The organism is Paenibacillus alginolyticus DSM 5050 = NBRC 15375, assembly GCF_000422905.1.
Classification (GTDB): Bacteria; Bacillota; Bacilli; order Paenibacillales; family NBRC-103111; genus Paenibacillus_E; species Paenibacillus_E alginolyticus.
In genome coordinates this window covers 62,351-79,380 of the sequence record NZ_AUGY01000001.1, presented here as the reverse complement: position 1 = coordinate 79,380, position 17,030 = coordinate 62,351, and the positions used below count along the sequence as shown (strand labels likewise).

Annotated in this window: 16 protein-coding genes and 1 other annotated feature; of the genes, 3 read left to right on the top strand and 13 right to left on the bottom strand. The window is 43.7% G+C overall.

The window, feature by feature from the left end; genetic code table 11:
• Positions 1 to 156: 156 nt before the first annotated feature.
• The gene (locus G519_RS0100425) at positions 157 to 996 is read left to right on the top strand and encodes a polysaccharide deacetylase family protein (RefSeq protein ID WP_029192983.1); all 840 of its coding nucleotides are present in this window, start codon (positions 157 to 159) and stop codon (positions 994 to 996) included.
• A 58-nt stretch (positions 997 to 1,054) separates the two neighbouring features.
• Here G519_RS0100425 and G519_RS0100420 read toward each other — a convergent pair whose 3' ends face one another.
• From G519_RS0100420 to G519_RS0100410, 3 genes are all read right to left on the bottom strand, one after another.
• The gene (locus G519_RS0100420; protein ID WP_029192982.1) at positions 1,055 to 2,710 is read right to left on the bottom strand and encodes a stalk domain-containing protein; all 1,656 of its coding nucleotides are present in this window, start codon (positions 2,708 to 2,710) and stop codon (positions 1,055 to 1,057) included.
• Between the two features lie 115 nt (positions 2,711 to 2,825).
• Positions 2,826 to 3,029, bottom strand: coding sequence for a hypothetical protein (locus G519_RS0100415; RefSeq protein ID WP_029192981.1), 204 nt, complete (start codon positions 3,027 to 3,029; stop codon positions 2,826 to 2,828).
• Complete coding sequence (locus G519_RS0100410) at positions 3,026 to 3,634, bottom strand: CPBP family intramembrane glutamic endopeptidase (protein WP_029192980.1); 609 nt, start codon at positions 3,632 to 3,634, stop codon at positions 3,026 to 3,028. The genes G519_RS0100415 and G519_RS0100410 overlap by 4 nt, the downstream gene beginning before the upstream one ends.
• A gap of 91 nt (positions 3,635 to 3,725) precedes the next feature.
• Here G519_RS0100410 and G519_RS0100405 point away from each other — a divergent pair, with 91 nt between their 5' ends.
• On the top strand, positions 3,726 to 4,646 hold the full coding sequence (locus G519_RS0100405; protein WP_029192979.1) for a hypothetical protein: 921 nt from the start codon (positions 3,726 to 3,728) through the stop codon (positions 4,644 to 4,646).
• Positions 4,647 to 4,683: 37 nt separating this feature from the next.
• Here the strand turns inward: G519_RS0100405 and G519_RS0100400 are convergent, their stop codons facing one another.
• A complete protein-coding gene (locus G519_RS0100400) occupies positions 4,684 to 4,992 on the bottom strand; it encodes a rhodanese-like domain-containing protein (RefSeq protein ID WP_279626863.1) in 309 nt (102 codons plus the stop codon).
• 256 nt (positions 4,993 to 5,248) lie between these two features.
• Positions 5,249 to 5,480: a binding site (T-box leader), on the top strand.
• A 74-nt stretch (positions 5,481 to 5,554) separates the two neighbouring features.
• Between G519_RS0100400 and serA the strand changes: the two genes are divergently transcribed.
• Complete coding sequence (gene serA, locus G519_RS0100395) at positions 5,555 to 7,135, top strand: phosphoglycerate dehydrogenase (protein WP_029192977.1); 1,581 nt, start codon at positions 5,555 to 5,557, stop codon at positions 7,133 to 7,135.
• Between the two features lie 142 nt (positions 7,136 to 7,277).
• Here serA and G519_RS0100390 read toward each other — a convergent pair whose 3' ends face one another.
• The 9 genes from G519_RS0100390 to G519_RS0100350 form a co-directional block, all read right to left on the bottom strand.
• Entirely contained in the window at positions 7,278 to 9,155 is a 1,878-nt protein-coding gene (locus tag G519_RS0100390) for a sensor histidine kinase (protein ID WP_029192976.1), read from the bottom strand.
• Position 9,156: 1 nt separating this feature from the next.
• Positions 9,157 to 9,864: a response regulator transcription factor gene (locus G519_RS0100385; protein ID WP_036631784.1), complete on the bottom strand. Its 708-nt coding sequence runs from the start codon at positions 9,862 to 9,864 to the stop codon at positions 9,157 to 9,159.
• A 43-nt stretch (positions 9,865 to 9,907) separates the two neighbouring features.
• Positions 9,908 to 11,164: a cytochrome c biogenesis protein CcsA gene (gene ccsA, locus G519_RS0100380; protein ID WP_036631710.1), complete on the bottom strand. Its 1,257-nt coding sequence runs from the start codon at positions 11,162 to 11,164 to the stop codon at positions 9,908 to 9,910.
• Positions 11,161 to 12,822 (bottom strand): cytochrome c biogenesis protein ResB, encoded by a 1,662-nt coding sequence (resB, locus tag G519_RS0100375; RefSeq protein WP_029192973.1) that lies wholly within the window; start codon positions 12,820 to 12,822, stop codon positions 11,161 to 11,163. The genes ccsA and resB overlap by 4 nt, the downstream gene beginning before the upstream one ends.
• Before the next feature lie 35 nt (positions 12,823 to 12,857).
• On the bottom strand, positions 12,858 to 13,391 hold the full coding sequence (resA, locus tag G519_RS0100370; RefSeq protein WP_029192972.1) for a thiol-disulfide oxidoreductase ResA: 534 nt from the start codon (positions 13,389 to 13,391) through the stop codon (positions 12,858 to 12,860).
• Positions 13,392 to 13,474: 83 nt separating this feature from the next.
• On the bottom strand, positions 13,475 to 14,221 hold the full coding sequence (locus tag G519_RS0100365; protein WP_029192971.1) for a pseudouridine synthase: 747 nt from the start codon (positions 14,219 to 14,221) through the stop codon (positions 13,475 to 13,477).
• A gap of 106 nt (positions 14,222 to 14,327) precedes the next feature.
• Positions 14,328 to 14,861 (bottom strand): spore maturation protein, encoded by a 534-nt coding sequence (locus G519_RS0100360; RefSeq protein WP_029192970.1) that lies wholly within the window; start codon positions 14,859 to 14,861, stop codon positions 14,328 to 14,330.
• A gap of 6 nt (positions 14,862 to 14,867) precedes the next feature.
• Positions 14,868 to 15,467 (bottom strand): nucleoside recognition domain-containing protein, encoded by a 600-nt coding sequence (locus G519_RS0100355; protein ID WP_029192969.1) that lies wholly within the window; start codon positions 15,465 to 15,467, stop codon positions 14,868 to 14,870.
• Between the two features lie 102 nt (positions 15,468 to 15,569).
• Positions 15,570 to 16,763: a D-alanyl-D-alanine carboxypeptidase family protein gene (locus G519_RS0100350; RefSeq protein ID WP_036631706.1), complete on the bottom strand. Its 1,194-nt coding sequence runs from the start codon at positions 16,761 to 16,763 to the stop codon at positions 15,570 to 15,572.
• Between the last annotated feature and the right edge of the window lie 267 nt (positions 16,764 to 17,030).

Here is a 17,030-nt window from a genome sequence, read left to right as displayed (position 1 = left end):
CCATGTCAAGTAGTATGAATCCTTCATAGGTTGTGCGAGTTTCTAAGAGGGCATACGTTAAGGGTGAGAGGAAAACAAAGGAGATATGTTATCTGTGAAATGTGGTACTATAGGAATGGACCTACAAGTATAATGACCTGAGGAGAACGAAGGATAATGAACAAAAAAGCCAGTGTACTAATGATGAGTGTCATGATCTTATTAGCTGCCTGCAGTGCAAACCAAACAAGTCCCGCCGCAACAACTAGCTCTACACCAGCAACTGTCGCCACCATTTCACCGAGTCCAACACCTACAGCGACACCCGTTTCAACTCCAACTCCAACAGCGTCAACACCAGCTCCTGAAGTTGTAAAAAAAACATATCATATGAATAAAAACTATGATATTGTGCCAAACGATCCCACTGGAAACAAAAAGATCGTACTTTTAACCTTTGATGACGGTCCGAAGGAACAAGCCATGAACCAGGCATTAATCGACATCCTAAAAAAACATAATGCCAAGGCAATCTTCTTCTTGAATGGATACCGTATCAAACAAAAGCCCGAACTTGTCAAACTCCTTTATAGCAGCGGGAATATCATTGGCAATCATGCCTGGGACCACGATAACTTGAAAAGCATGACGAATGAAAAGATTGACCAGCAAGTGGATGATGTCCAAAAAATAGTAAAAGAATTAACTGGACAATCGCCTGTTTTTTTCAGACCTCCTTATGGTTCGGGCAATGACTATTTGAAAACCAAAGTGAAAGACAATAAGATGCTTTATATGACATGGTCCAACGGTTCATTAGACTGGGATATGACCAATAAAAATAACGATTCCGGTAAAGTGATCGAAAACGTGATGAAACAATTGCATGACGGCAGTAATATTTTGATGCACGAGCTGCCTTGGACAGTGAAGGCCCTAGACACACTTCTTACCCAACTCGAGGAAAAGGGATATTCCTTCGTAGATCCGAATGCCATTGAGCTTGAAATGAAATGATAAAAGAGCCTTGCAGTGCCTACACATCAGATGTCGGCTTTGCAAGGCTCTATTTTAATTAATAACTAATATTCACTGTTCTTGTACTTTCCTCATAGGTCACTTTCGCTCCAAGAGTTTCAGAAAGCAGCCGCACCGGTATCATCGTTGTTTCATGAATGAGCTTTGCAGCAGATTCTGTCTTATACTCTACACCATTCAAACTATACGCATTGCGGTTCGTATAAAAGATAATTGTCTTGTCTTTCTTTTTGTAAACAGCAGCTTTCTGGCTATCGTCCCACTCAACTGTTGCACCAAGTGCCGCGGCAAGGTCTCTAATGTAAAGATATGAAGTCCCATCTTGAATATATGGCTTTTGCTTCATTGGATAAGGGATTAAATCAAGTAGATACTTGTCCTCATTTAATCCAAATGAAACCAAGTGATTGCGATTTAGCCCGAAATTAGCCATTTGCAACGTGTAAGCAACAGCATCCTTATGAAGTTTAAGCACACCAACTCCAACCCGAGGTTCCGTGCGGAATGTCCATTCTTTCGAATAAGGTCTTGTGCTTCCATCTTCCATGATTGCTGTCAATTTGATTTTGGCTTTATAGGTTGTATCCAATTCTAGTGGTTTCGAAGGCATAACAATCACTTCGGTATCCAGATGATCATCTTTACCCGGCTCATTTTTCAGTAGTGATACGGCATTTCCGCTCTCATCTTTTAATTCCGCCTCAACCAAACTTACTTTCTTCACCCCTGGACCGTTTAAGGAAGCCATGATCGGATAGCCGACTGGATATTCAGCTCCTGTATGCAAGCGAATTGGATCCGGAGTCTCATGACCATCGAAAATGGTTGGCACATACACATCATTATTTCCTGGAGAAACGACTAGTTCTGGTGCAATCCCATCTGAGAAACCAAATTCGATAACATGATAATCACCATCTTTAAACACACCTATTTCAACGAGTCCTGGCACCATGAAAGGCGAACGATGATAAGGAGCATCAAATAAACTATCTATAGCTTCAACTAAGGAAACCCGATTATAAGCTACATCCTCACTGCTTGAACGCGAGTACCCGATGAATTGTACCCGCTCTCTTAATGACTTCCCGATATAACCAGGAAGCGCTGGGTCCTCATCATGCAAAGAAACCGACGTCCGAATAGGATCGATTTTATTTTGAGATAAATACTGCGCATGCTTCTGGGCTGCTGTATTCAAAGCACTACTGAATTTGACCTTCGAAAGCCCTAATTTAGCCCGATAATCATTGATCGCTTGAAGTCCATCCTCCTGCTCTTTGGTCGTTTCAGATGATAAGGAGACCGCTCCTTTTATCACATTAAATTTCCAATTAATAGTTATAGGTTGATAGCCATTGAAAGACAAAACTAAACGTGCAGAATAGTTCCCAGGCAGCAAATCAGCTGTAGGGCGATAAACAAATTTGACCGAAACGGGATCATAGCTAACATTTAATTCTTTATCGTTTAGGTAAAAATGATAGCTTTCCGGCGTTTTCCCTTCACTTAGCTCAAGCGTTACTCCAATATCTGGACGTAAGAGTCCAACATCGCCTTGCGGATAAGACAATGTTCCATAAGACAGTGCATACGATGGTTTCGCTGACCAAAAGATACTTGAACATAATACAAATATAATTGCAATTATTTTTACGTTAAAAATCCATCTTACTTTGTGGTTCCCCTTCATAACGCTGCATCCTCCTGTTAAAAGAAACTGTGAAAAAATGAAAAAAACTATGAATCTATCATAGCTTCTCCACTTCTTTTACACAACTTAGGTTGATTGTTATATTTTAGTCGCCTTACGAATAATATTTAATGCCCCAAACCGTTAAACTAACCACCAGAATAATGAATAACCACAATAAAGTAAGATAGAATATACGCGTCCACTTCCCCTGTTCAGAGGGATGCACAGCATTACGCGGCGGTAAGTACGTATCGTCTTCCTCTATCTCTATTGGCCTCCGATCAGACCGTAAAGGCGATCTTTCCCCTACACTCATGTGCCCTGCTCTTCCTCCTTGCTGAACCGAAGTATACAGCCCATTACTAAATCAATTATAAAATGAGCAATTATCGGAGTCCACAAACTCCCTGTTTGAAGATAAATCCACCCAAGACCATAACTTATACTGAAAACCATTCCTGTCATTAACCAATGCTGCAAATAGCGAATATGGATCGCTGCAAACAAAATACTCGTCCAATAAGGACCCCATGCATACTGAATCGCTCCTCGAAACAGCACTTCTTCACAGATTGCAACGATGAGAGAAATCAAAGCTATATGCCATATAGGTCGATTCCCGAATAACATTTGATTAATTCCACCATCGTCTGACACTTCCTTGGGCACCCACCTAGAAATCAAAACGTCGATCCCCAGGACAAGAAGAGCAAACAAACTTCCCCATATGAGAATCTTCCAGCTCCCTTGAATGGTAAACATGGAAAGAATCTTATGATTGCTCTGAAATAATAAGATGATAATACCGATAATAAGCGTAAGCAGCTGGGTTATGTAAAGATTAAGTAATAATGTTCGGTCATTCAATTCATTCACATCAACTTTTCCGAAGCGAATGTTCTTAAAATCGAATTTTTTCAAGGAAGCAGCCTCATTTCCTCACATATTCCCTTTTATAGCTATTTCCCCTATACTAAGTTAAAAGAAAAAGAGAGAATAAGGAGCTTTAATTATGGATAAACGTCTAACCCGCACTGATTATTTATTCGCCCTCATGTTTATCTTTATGCTTGTTTGTATACTTGGCGCTTTTTTCTATGGGTTAAGAGTCGGCCAGGAGAAATCAGATCAAAAATACGATAAAATATTGCACGCTGACAAGGCTGTCGTTCAGGAAATCGGAGCCTACGACCAACAAGTACTCGTATCTTATTACCATACCATCTTTTTGCCCTTTAGGGAATTTCAGAATAAATGGTTTGAGTTGATGAGTCAAATTGAATTAGGCAACTCAACAGTCGATGCCTCTGCCGTTCTTAAAGAGTTGTACAAGCTCGCTGATGAGAAATACAATGAGTTGCAAAAAAAGAGTATGCCTGCTTCATCACCGCTGCTGGTGCAGTCTCACCAAGGCTATCTCAAAAGCCTGAAGCTTTTTGCAGATACGTTAAAAAGTTATCAGACCAAGGCCAATGGACTTACGAGTCCTCAACTACTCGATGCGATCCAGAAGGACGCCTATTTCCTAGAAGCCAAAACACAAGCATTGACAGCTCAGAAAAATTATTTCGATTCCATCGTTGCTTGGAACGGCACAATCGATCATGATATTGAGAATTTTGATCCAAACAATAATGCCAATTTGGATCAATGGCGTGCGATGAACATTAACGTCAAAAATCATTACATAACAGCAAAATTACTTAAAAATAAAGCGTTCGCCCCTTTTTATCCACAGGATTTGACGATTCGAATTGATGAATTCATTGCCTCAGGTCAAGCTAAGAAAATGAACATAACTGATATCAATCAAACGATGGATCTGCTGCTAAGCACAAATGCTGTTCGACCTGGAGACTTTGTCAAAGGGAAATCAAAGTGGTATGCCAACGAGCTGCTTCCACAGCTTCCATTTTTCTCAGATGTAAATTGAATCAAAAGCCGGGCGTGGATGCGCTCGGCTTTTTCTTTTAATCATATTGGAATCCGCGAAGCATAGCGACCGCTGCCATCCCACCATCTACATTAATGACCCGCTCAAAACCGTTCGCCAACAAATATTCAGCAACGCGATAGCTGCGCACACCATGTGCACATACGATATAAATATCCCGGTCATCCGGCAGTTCACCCATCCGATGTGGAATTTGCTGCATCGGGATAAGCTGTGCTTCCTCCAGATGATAAAACTCCCATTCATGTAGTTCCCTTACGTCGATAATGATGCTGTCTTTCAGTTTCTGTTGATCCAATGCTTCTAGGAATTTATTAGGATAAATACTCGTTATGTCGATGACGGCACTTCCTTCCTTACTTGCTGCAGGAGCAATATCTATTTAACGAGTACAATAGCGAAAATCAGGCTAAAAGACAAGTCAAATAGCATTGCTTTCTAAGCGTCCTTGCTATAAAATAAACGAAAAGCTTTGGAAAATCAGTCGTTCAAATTTCAATTATGACTTTCATGTGAAATTGATTCGACATGTATTGACACGATTTCAAACGCATGTTAATCTTATGAAAATTCTATATCACAGCACAGCGTTGACGGAGCCAAGCAAGTAAAGTAGCTTTCAGAGAACCGATGGTAGGTGCGAATCGGTAGCGAACATTTGCGGAGCACTCCAGAGTTATTGCATTGAAATAAAGTAGATGCAATCGGGATAGGAACACGTTACAGTTCCAGGTCGCAAGACCAATTGAGGCTTCCCATGTGAATGGGCAGCGAACTAGGGTGGTACCACGAAAGCAATCTCTCGTCCCTTTGGCTACAGACATACGTGTCTGTACCTGAGGGGTTGGGAGTTTTTTTATGTTCATATTCTAAGGAGGGTTCGAATTATGTACAAAGTTCTAGTATCCGATCCAATTAGTGACATGGGAATTCAAATGCTTTACGATGCAGCCGATGTTGAAGTGGTTAAGCAATCTGGTTTATCCGAAGATGAGCTCATTTCCATCATTGGCGACTATGACGCGCTTTTAGTTCGCAGCCAAACGAAAGTTACAGAGAAAATCATGAATGCCGGAACGAAGCTTAAGGTTATTGGCCGCGCTGGTGTTGGTGTAGATAATATTGATTTGGAAGCAGCAACAAAACGCGGTATTATCGTTATTAACGCACCGGACGGAAATACGATTGCTACTTGTGAGCTTACATTTGCCATGATGATGTCTACTGCACGTATGATTCCTCAAGCATACAAGAAAACAGTTGGCGGCGAATGGGATCGGAAATTCATCGGTGTTGAGCTTCGCAACAAAACGCTCGGTATTCTCGGCATGGGACGTATCGGAAGCGAAGTTGCCAAACGTGCCAAAGTATTTGGAATGGAAGTTATCGGGTATGACCCTTTCCTGACGGAAGAACGCGCTGAGAAAATTGGCGTTAAGCTTGGTACAGTGAATGAAATTGTTGCTAAAGCAGATTTCATCACGGTTCATACGCCACTCACACCAGAAACGCGCCACCTGATCTCCAAACCGCAATTCGATATTATGAAAAAAGGTATGCGTCTTATCAACTGTGCACGCGGCGGTATTATTGATGAGATGGCGATGGTTGAAGCGATTGAACAAGGAATTGTAGCCGGAGCTGCTTTCGACGTATTCGAAGTAGAGCCGCCACAAAAGGATCACCCATTCTTGAACAATCCGAAAGTCATTGTGACCCCTCATCTTGGTGCTTCAACAATTGAAGCACAAGAAAACGTAGCAATTGATGTATCGGAAGAAGTCCTTCATATCTTGCGCAACGAACCATTCAAAAATGCAGTTAACTTACCGCCTGTTCCAGCTAATGTATTGAATAAACTCCAACCATACTTTGGACTCGGCGAAAAAATCGGCTCCATTCTTGGTCAAATTGCACAAGGCGCTGTTTATGAAATCGTTGTGAACTATGCGGGTGATTTAATTGACGTCGATACTAGTCAATTAACACGTTACATCGTAAAAGGTGTGTTCGAGAACCAACTAGAATCGATTAATATCGTGAATGCCATGCACTTGGCTAAATCACGTGATGTGAATATCGTTGTTCAAACATCAAACACAGCCAACAGCTTTACAAATCTTGTTACCGTTACTGTAAAAACGAAGCAAGAAGAGAAAACACTTGCTGGTACTTTACTAGCTGGTTACGGTGAACGAATCGTTCGTATCGATCAATATCCGGTTGATTTCGCTGCCGAAGGTAACCTGTTATTGATTTCCCACAACGATAAACCGGGTATTATTGGCCGCGTTGGTACGCTTCTTGGAAGCAATAATGTGAACATCGCAACGATGCAAGTTGGACGTAAAGTCATTGGCGGCTCGGCAATCATGGTTCTAACCATTGATAAGTCTGCTCCTGCTGAAGTACTGGCTGACCTTGCAACGCAAGCCGAAATCGTGAATGTTCGTGCCCTTACGGTATAATCTAATCGCGATAAGGTAACAAAGTGTTTCACGAACAACAAGATTTTGTCTGAATATTCTACAAAATTAAAGGCGTTTGCTGTGAGTTTACTCAGCAAACGCCTCTTTTTTGTCGAATTTCGTTATTTAAAGCTTATTTACGCTAACAAGGTAAAAGTAAAGTAAAGGTTGTTCCTTGTCCCAAAGTACTTTGTACGGTTACACTGCCGTTATGTGCATCTATGATATTTTTTACGATGGCGAGTCCAAGCCCTGTACCACCTGATGAACCGCGCGTTCGGGCTTTATCTGCCTTGTAGAAGCGTTCAAATATGAACGGCAGGTCGTCGGCAGGAATCCCCTGCCCCTCGTCGGAGACCTCAATGCGGATCGCCGGCCGATCCTTGTAGACGGCGGTCTCTGCCTTAATGGCAATACGCGCCCCAGAGGCCGTATGCCGAAAAGCATTGTCGAGCAGGTTCGTTAACACCTGCTCAAGCCGGTCCTCATCCCCCCGTGCGAGGATGAGGGGCTCTTCAGGCAGTGCAGCGCTTAGCATGATGCCGCGCTCTTTGGCCAGCACCGCGAATTTGCGGTGCATGCGTCTCACCAGGGAGTCAAATTCGACCTCCCTGTAGACTAGCTCGAGATGGCCGGCTTCCATCCGCGCCAGATCGAGCAGGTCACGGACGAGACGCCCCATGCGGAGCGACTCGTCGTGAATGACCTGCACCAGCTCCACGCGCTCTTCGGGCGTGGAGGGGATGTCATCCAGCAGGGCTTCGCTGTAGCCCTGCAGCATCGAGATCGGCGTACGCAGCTCGTGCGACACGTTCGCCACGAAATCCTTGCGCAGCTTATCGAGGCGTTCCTCCTCCGTAACATTACGGAGCACAGCCACGGCGCCGCGTACCTGATCGCTCGTGTACAACGGCGTCATCGCGACGGACCACACGCCGTTTTGCACGTGTAGCTTCGTGGCTGCTTCAGACGATTCGTCCACCACCGCTTCAAACAACGGAATCAATGGCACAGGAATTGGAATCGAGTAAGGATTGCTGTAGCTCATTAATCCCCAATCTCCGAGCGCTGTATCCGGTTTACGGAAGCGCCTAGTCTCCTCATCATCCTCTGACCATTCAATCTTGCTCCACTCTTGTACGATCTTCTCGCCTTGCGGATTGGTCAGCATAACAGATCCATTCGCATCGAGTGTAATGACCGCATCGGTCATGCTTCGTAATATACTGGATAAATGCTCTTTTTCCTGACTAAGGGCTCGAATGCTTTCCTGCATCTTCTCACCCATGTGGTTGAACGTTTTGGCCAGCTCGCCAATTTCATCCTTGGACTGAATGGGAACACGGGTACCATACTCCCCCATCGTGATGAAATCGGCTGCTTTTTTCAACTGCTGAAGCGGTCTAGTAATTCGAGAGAATAAGAAGAACGCGAAGAAAGTCGTCATAAGGAAGCCGACTATGGATACATAGATAAACAATCTCAACATATAGGATTGAGTCGCTTCTAATGATTGTAGAGATTGATACAGAAGCGTTGCACCAACGATGGTGCCTTGAAGATTTCTTAATGGTACGGCAACAACAAGGTACTCAGCCCCTGCCTTAATTCGCCCCGTGCCAGTCATATTGACTTGTTTGTCTTGCGTCTGACCTGCGAATACTTGTCGGAGCTCCGCTTCTGTGAAAAAATCAGTTACATGGAAGGTGGCTAAATTACTTCCCTGTGTTGAAGGAGTAACCATTTCCTTCATATCCGTGGAGATCACCAGCATTTTAGCATCTTGGAAGCTTAGCAGTTCATTGCTCAATTGATAAAACTGCTCATCAAACATGTGATGCGAAGCTTCTTCCGAGAATTTAACAGCCACATTTTTCAGGGTTTTTGTTTGGTCATTCGCTTGAGCGAAATAATTTTCCATGTAATTAACAAGAAAAAGACCTAGTATGAGCAGTACAACCCCAACTAGGCCAATAATCGTTAACCAGAGCTTACCTACGACACTTCTGAAAATAAACACTTTATTTGGGCACCTCTAGCTTATAGCCTACTCCCCATACGGTCGTGATCATTGCCGCAGCATCCGGGGATACTTTGTTTAATTTTTCACGGAGTCTTTTTACATGAGTATCTACGGTACGTAGGTCTCCAAAAAATTCGTAATTCCAAACGTCCTTGAGCAGTTCCTCACGAGAGAACACTTTATCCGGAGAAACGGCCAAATAGTGCAGCAGCTCATATTCCTTCGGAGTCAATGCTACTTCCTGGCCTCCTGCGGTTACACGATGCGCATCGTGTTCGATAATTAGGTTAGGAAATACGATATTATTGCTCGAACTCGCATCTTTGGACAAGTACGCTGTCGCCGACGAACGGCGCAGAATCGCTTTAACCCGGTAGATGACTTCGCGTGGAGAGAACGGTTTAACGACATAGTCATCTGCACCAACTTCAAATCCGCTAACTCGATTCGTCTCTTCGCCTTTGGCGGTCAACATAATGACAGGCGTGGACTTCACTTGTCGAAGCCGTGCGCAAACTTCAATTCCATCAATACCTGGCAGCATCACATCGAGCAGCACTAAGTCATAGTCCGTTTCAGTGGCCATCCGAAGCGCTGTCTCACCGTCTTCTGCTTCTTCAATGATATAGCCCTCTTTTTCCAAATACATTCTGAGTAGTCGACGAATGCGTTCCTCATCATCAACAACGAGTATGCTAGCTTTCATTTCCACCCGGCTTCACATCCTTATCTAATTAAGTTCGAATGATTTATACACCTGCATAGGAGTGAAGACCTGCAATGACAAGGTTCACACCAACTAAAGTAAACATAACAACAATAAATCCAATTACAGTCAACCAAGCAGATTTCTTGCCTTGCCAGCCCTTGGAGAGACGTAGATGCAAGAACACCGCGTAGAACAACCAAGTAATTAAGGCCCAAACTTCTTTGGGATCCCAACCCCAGAAACGGCCCCATGCTTCTTGCGCCCAAATCATCGCAAAAATCAATGCGCCTAATGTGAAAATCGGATAACCGATCGCAATGGCACGATAGCTGATTTCATCCAGATCCTCCGGGTCCATTCCTTTGACGATGGGTCCTATCGCTGCTCCAATCGGCTTACGTGCAACAACACGTGCGAGTCCATAGAGCAGAAGTCCACCAAGTATCGACCAAATGACCGTATTCAACTTGCGCCCTGCACTTGCACCTTCCATCCAAGATGGAGCTGTGAATAAAGGTTCCGACATGCCCAAGAATGGCTTCATTTCTTCGAGCTTTGTATCATAAGGCTTCACGATTGGAGGCAATACATAAGTTTCTTTCTGAATGCTCGTTTCTTCTTGGCCTGCATTGATTGTGATAACTTCTTTGGAGAAAACGGCTTTATAGCCAGAACCATTAAAAGTAAAGATGGAAGCAATGAAGGCGATTAACATCAGAATGAAAAAGATCGTAAGCTCCACGCCTTTTTGTTCTCGCTTATCCACTTTGGACGTACCTTTGTAATCGACAGCACGGAGCAGATACATCAGTCCGCCGGCAAAGCCGACTCCGAAGAAAGCTTCTCCTGTAGCTGCTGTAGTTACATGGATCTTAAGCCAGTAACTTTGCAACGCCGGAATTAAGGGTTGTACTTCACTTGGGAAAACAGATGCATATGCGATGATGATAAAGCCAATGGGTAATGCGAACACACCAAGGACAGGCGTGCGATAAATGAGATACACGATCAAGAAGGCAAACATGATCATCATACCTAGAAAGGTCATGAATTCGTACATATTCGATGTCGGGATATGATTACCTTCCGCCCATCTGGTAAAAAAGAAAGTCACATGGCACGCAAATCCAACTACGGAAGCAATGAAAGCAACGAAGCCCCAACGCTTCGTATGTTGTTCTGGATCCCGGTTACTCCATTTCCTGCCGGTTATCGAGAGGACAAACAACAAAAATGCCACGAGGTAAACGAAAAAAGCTATAAGTAAAAAGGTACTGCTCAGTGAGTTAACATTCACCCCTGGTCTCCTCCAATATCTAATGATTTCGGTGAAACATCTATATCGTTCTTCTTGAGTGCTGCTGCTACTTCATTTCGAAGGCCAAACCAGTTCTTATTCGTATGACCGCCCAAAGTTAGCTTCCCGCTATCAATTCGAATCCAGATGCGGCGATGCTGCCAATAGAAGCCCATAATCACACCAATCATGAATATCGCAGATCCTACCCAGATATAGGGCATTGCCTTGTCTACGCGAATGTTCAAATAGGTCGTATAATTAGCAAATTGAACACCTTCCATGGAGCCGACAGCGAGCTTCAGCTTTTGGCTGATTGGGCCGTTAATTGTATCTTGAGAGAACGTTTCTTTATCTATTTGTCTTGGGAAGTACAAGTAAGGTACACCGTTAGCTGCTAGATCGGGACCTGTGATGCTAAATATAAATGCAGGTGCTTTGGGCTCATTCGACTTGCTGATGGGCTGTCCCTTTTCAAGACCAAACTCGGGGAAATACCCTTTCAGCGTCAGCTTGTAAGGACCCACTTGATATTCATCCTTAGGATTATTCATCGGCAATTCAAAGCTTCCATAAGACTCACCTGTTGCGGGATTGCTAAGTGTAGGCTTCACGGAGATGAGCATTGGTGTAGATTTATAATCGAATTGATAAGCTTGAAGTCCTTTGTAATCTAGTGGATGATTCACGATGATGTTTTCTTTATGCACTTCGGTAAGTACCGGTTCTTTGGAGGAATCCTCACAATTCGCTGAACAATGGTACAAAACTGCCTTAGTTTCATAGGTTTTTGGGACAATTTGCCCCTTAGCCTTAATACTTTCAGGCAAATCTTTCTCGTCATACAGCTCCAGCGTGAACTTTTCATTTTTGATGAAATAGGAAGTGTGCGGGATTGCCTTGGTTTCCCCTTCCAGAATACCCATGTACTCATCCATATGCCAGCCTGGAATGCTTCTCATTAACACACCGATCAGAAAAATAATTAGACCAATATGATTGATATAAGGCCCCCAGCGGCTAAAACGGTATTTCTCAGCTAGAAGCGCTGTGCCATCTGTATGTACACGGTAATTTTTCTTACGCAGAAGCGCACCAAGCTTATTGGTCCATGCTTCCTCATCCGTACCGGGCGGCAGTTCGGTGACAAGTGTCACTTTCTGTCTCGTGAGAAAATTCAAGTGCTTGCGAATTTGCTGCTTAGATAGCGCCCGATATAACGGCAGCACCCGATCCAAACTACAAATAACTAGCGATGTTCCAATCATAAATAGCAGCGTGATGAACCACCATGAACTAAACGTGTGGGAGAATCCTAGAAAGTGATAAATGGTCCCCAGTGTACCATAATTTTGCGAGTAATACTGGGCAGGATCCATATCTAAGAACGTATTTTCTTGCGGAAAAATAGTGCCTACGGCAGATGCGACGACCGTCCAAATAATGATCCATACCGCTATTTTAACCGAGGAAAAGAAATTCCAGACTTTATCCAGCAAAGAAGGATTCGATTTCTGAGAGCGACGGGCCATACCGTCGTATCGCATTTCGAGTATATCTCTGCCCTCCGTGTCAATCAGCGGGTTACCACACGATTCACAAAGCGTAGTGCCTGTGGGATTCTGATGCCCGCAATCGCATTTGGTGTTGTAGAACATGATGACCTCCTGAAAGCTTTAAGCATTCGTTCATTTTAAGATTTGTTAACTAATTTAGCGATCGATTCATCGATAAAAGTCTCAGTCATCTGGCCGATTTTTTTGATGCTCACTTTGCCGTCTGTTCCAATAAAGAAAGTTGTCGGATAGTCCATGACACCATACTGTTTGCGTACGACTTCTTTGGCATCTAGAAGCACAGGCATATTCAACTTATACTGATCCATGAAGCTTTGAACTGTTACTTTATTCTTATCAACGTTAACCTCTAAGAAAACCACGCCTTCTTTGCTCCATTTATCATATTGCTTTTGGAGAGCAGGCATTTCTTCTTTGCACGGCGGACAAAAGGTTCCCCAGAAATTAATCAAAACTGGTTTGCCTTTATAATCCGATAATTCATGCGTTTTACCATCTAATCCGACTAAGGAGAAATTTGGCGCTTTATCACCTGTTTGGGGATACTTCTTGCTGTCAGAAGCCGACAAATTCGTAATAATGGTAAACACGCCAATAATAAGCACGATCGCAAAAATCCCAATCTGTACCCATTTCTTATTTGGACCCACGTATAATCACCTTCGCTTTTTAACAATGTTAGTTTTTTCACATAGGTTTATACCTTATATTATAACGAAAAGAAGGCCAATTCTTATTGGCCTTTTTGAACGTTATGTGTCTTGAGAGCCTCGTTCCTAAGCTCCTCAACCTCTTTTGGTGTCAAGTGACGATACTTGGCTCTTGGCAAGCCCGTTAAAAAGATTGGACCGAATTTAATTCGTTTTAATTTGATCACTGGAAAGTTGATTGCCTCGAACATACGTCTGACTTGTCGATTCCTGCCCTCGTAGATCGTAATTTGGACGATAGACTCATTCTTCTCCATATTCACATCCGCATATTCAACCTCAGCAGGAGCCGTCATGCCGTCCTCTAACTGTATGCCCGTTTTTAGCTTGTCTAATAACGTTCCGTGCGGTACCCCTTTGACAGTGGCTTGATAAGTTTTAGGCACATGGTGTTTGGGATGCGTGAGTAAATGGGCAAATTCACCGTCATTCGTCAGAAGGAGTAACCCTTCCGTATCATAATCCAATCGTCCGACTGGATAAACGCGTTCTCTAATCCCAGGCAAGAAGTCCGTAACTACTTTACGTCCCTCTGGGTCCGTAGCACTTGTAATAACGCCCTTAGGCTTATTCAAAATGACATAGATCTTCTTTTGTTGACCTATGGTACGTCCATCGACCTTAATTTCATCCTCGTCTGTATTCACTTTCACACCTAGCGTAGTGATGACTTCGCCGTTCACCTGCACACGTCCAGCTAGGATGATTTCTTCACATTTCCGGCGGGATGCGATACCCGCTTCGGCTAATACTTTTTGCAGTCTTTCCATGATCCGCTTTCACCTCAAGCTAATGATAACGGAGTTCTATGTAAATCTCAAGAGCGAAGACATATTGAGACTGTTAATCGGTTGCAAGACACGATGGAATAATCGTTTAAGTGAATACCAAAAAGCAAATGATGATGGAAGCAACGAAGCCGACAAGGTCAGAAATAAGTCCTACTTTTAGCGCATAACCAGCCTTCCGAATGCCGATAGCGCCGAAATATACCGTTATCACATATAAAGTTGTATCCGTACTTCCTTGAACCGTCGATGCGATGCGGCCAATCATAGAATCGGGGCCAAACTGCTCGATAAGATCCGTTGTAAAAGCTAGCGAACCCGCTCCAGTTATCGGACGCAGGATGGCCAATGGCAGCACTTCGGTTGGAACTCCGATGCTTTCAAAGAATGGACGCATCCAGCCAATTAATAAATCCATCGCTCCGGAAGCACGGAAAACCGATATGGCTACCATCATACCGACTAGATGGGGAATGATTTTGATAGCTGTATCAAAGCCCTCTTTAGCTCCGTCAACAAACGATTCGTAAACCGGCACCTTGCGATAGGCCGCGTATAAAGGAATGAAGACGATCATGATAGGGATTGCCCATGCAGAAATGAGCGAAACGAAGGCATACATACATAATCATCCTTTCAAAGGAGGGATGGGGGAGCGTGACCTTCGATACCATCGATCCACAAAAATAGCCGCGGCCGTCGAAATGATAGTAGCAATTAGAGTGGTGCCGACGATTTCCGCAGGATTTACAGAATTGTAATTCATCCGAATGGCGATTAATGTCGTAGGAATAAGTGTAATGCTTGAAGTGTTAAGCGCTAAAAGTGTACACATAGCGGTGCTAGCCGTGTCTTTATCGGGATTCAACTTTTGCAGCTCCTGCATCGCCTTAATTCCCATAGGAGTGGCCGCGTTCCCGAGCCCAAGGATATTGGCACTCATGTTGGACATGATATAACCGATGGCCGGATGATTCTTAGGAACACTAGGAAATAAGAACCGAACCGCAGGCTGCAATAATCTCGCAAGTTTATTAAGAAGACCAGCATCTTCGGCTATCCGCATCATCCCCATCCAAAAGACAAGCACACTAATTAATCCAAAGCAGACCGTTACACCACTCTTAGCACCATCAAAAGCTGCTTGTGTAACAGTTGCAACGTTTCCATTCAATGCTGCCACGCCGAACCCAGCGACAATAAAAAACAACCAAATCCAATTCACCATATCAAATGGCCTCCTAAGAGTTTTGCTTTAGCAAAACTGGCATCGTAAGCATAATCTTGAGTTTTGCTTCAGCAAAACAGGCATTTTAAGATTAAGTTCTGTTTAATCCGCCCATTGTGATTCCGAGACTGTGAATAGGCTCTGTACTAGTAATCTGCAAATATAACCATAGTGTGAAAGCCATGTTTCTTGATACGCCTTACCTTCTTTGAAGGAGAAAGTAGACTGACTGGTCGTTTGCAGCAACGGACTTGTTGAATCATAGATGGGTACGGTTTGAATTAATTTCTGGTTAAGTGAAAATTGCAGCGTCCCGCGTTCTGCCAGTCGGTATTCCATAGAAGCAGGATCCACTAGAGCTACTTTACGAGTCAGCTGCGCTGCCTCACCTTCAGCTAATGGATAGGAGAACGTCCTCCCCGCAACCCAAGGAGTTCCCTCCACGGCATCCCCCTTTTTAACAATCGTTTGTAACGGATAATTGTTAAAGCCATATTGAAGTAACCGAGCATGATCCCCCCAATCATCCGGATCATTGAGCGTAACAACGGCTAGATGCTGACCGTTTCTGGTGGCTGATGAGACCAAGCAGCGTTTGGCAAGCTTCGTATAACCTGTTTTCACCCCGTCAGCACCTTCGAAGAGAGACAGCATCTTATTTTTGTTAAGCCATGAGTAATCCCAAGCTTCATTCGGGTTCGGTACTTTCTTGATTTTCGTCGAAACTATGTCTTGAAATACGGTATTTTTCAGGGCATAAGCCGTCAGCTTAGCCATATCGTTCGGACTAGCGCGATGACCTTCTCCCTCATCGAGACCAGAGGGATTGGTGAAATGCGAATGATCCATACCGAGCATCTTCGCCTTCTCATTCATCAAATAGACGAAGCCTTCCACACTTCCTCCAATATGCTCGGCGATAGCGGTAGCTGCATCATTTCCAGAGCGCAGCATGAGACCGTACAGCATGTCGTGCAGACGCATTTCTTCACCAAGCTTTAAATAGATGGAGGAACCTTCTTTGCCGAACGCATTTTTACTAACCTTGACCTTATCCGTCAATTTCCCTTGCTCAATCGCAATGATAGCGGTCATGATTTTGGTTAAGCTGGCTATTCGCATAGGCGTATCCCCTTTTTCACTATAGAGGATACGGCCTGACTCCACATCAATAAGGGAAGCACCTACAGCATTCGTACGGATGCTCGGCGGGGCTGCCTCCACTTGTCCAAATGGCGCCCACAGTAAACTAATGATCGCGCTCCACAATAGGATAAACCTGACTTTTATCTTCATCGTTTTCCCCCTACGCAAAAGAACTTGTACCTTTTAACTAGACAAAACTTTGTACAAGTATATGCTTACAGAATGGGGATATGTCCAAGTCTTCTTATTTACAAAACGGAAGTCAGTCCGTATAATGAAAAATAATTCAATACGGAGATCACCGGAGGAGCCTGCCACTGCAGGCTTCTTTTTGCGTTTTTTGGGGTTCTCCTGGATTAAAAACTTATTTTTTACTTACAAAGTCAGTCAAGCTAAAGCTTACTGCGAGGAGGAAAA

What these genes read in the sequence shown, in the direction of transcription:
- G519_RS0100360 (WP_029192970.1), bottom strand. Translation starts at nt 14,861, where the DNA reads ATGTATGCCTTCGTTTCGCTCATTTCTGCATGGGCAATCCCTATCATG.
- G519_RS0100415 (WP_029192981.1), bottom strand. Translation starts at nt 3,029, where the DNA reads ATGAGTGTAGGGGAAAGATCGCCTTTACGGTCTGATCGGAGGCCAATA.
- G519_RS0100405 (WP_029192979.1), top strand. Translation starts at nt 3,726, where the DNA reads ATGGATAAACGTCTAACCCGCACTGATTATTTATTCGCCCTCATGTTT.
- G519_RS0100350 (WP_036631706.1), bottom strand. Translation starts at nt 16,763, where the DNA reads ATGAAGATAAAAGTCAGGTTTATCCTATTGTGGAGCGCGATCATTAGT.
- G519_RS0100355 (WP_029192969.1), bottom strand. Translation starts at nt 15,467, where the DNA reads ATGGTGAATTGGATTTGGTTGTTTTTTATTGTCGCTGGGTTCGGCGTG.
- serA (WP_029192977.1), top strand. Translation starts at nt 5,555, where the DNA reads ATGTACAAAGTTCTAGTATCCGATCCAATTAGTGACATGGGAATTCAA.
- G519_RS0100385 (WP_036631784.1), bottom strand. Translation starts at nt 9,864, where the DNA reads ATGAAAGCTAGCATACTCGTTGTTGATGATGAGGAACGCATTCGTCGA.
- G519_RS0100365 (WP_029192971.1), bottom strand. Translation starts at nt 14,221, where the DNA reads ATGGAAAGACTGCAAAAAGTATTAGCCGAAGCGGGTATCGCATCCCGC.
- G519_RS0100425 (WP_029192983.1), top strand. Translation starts at nt 157, where the DNA reads ATGAACAAAAAAGCCAGTGTACTAATGATGAGTGTCATGATCTTATTA.
- resB (WP_029192973.1), bottom strand. Translation starts at nt 12,822, where the DNA reads ATGTTCTACAACACCAAATGCGATTGCGGGCATCAGAATCCCACAGGC.
- G519_RS0100420 (WP_029192982.1), bottom strand. Translation starts at nt 2,710, where the DNA reads ATGAAGGGGAACCACAAAGTAAGATGGATTTTTAACGTAAAAATAATT.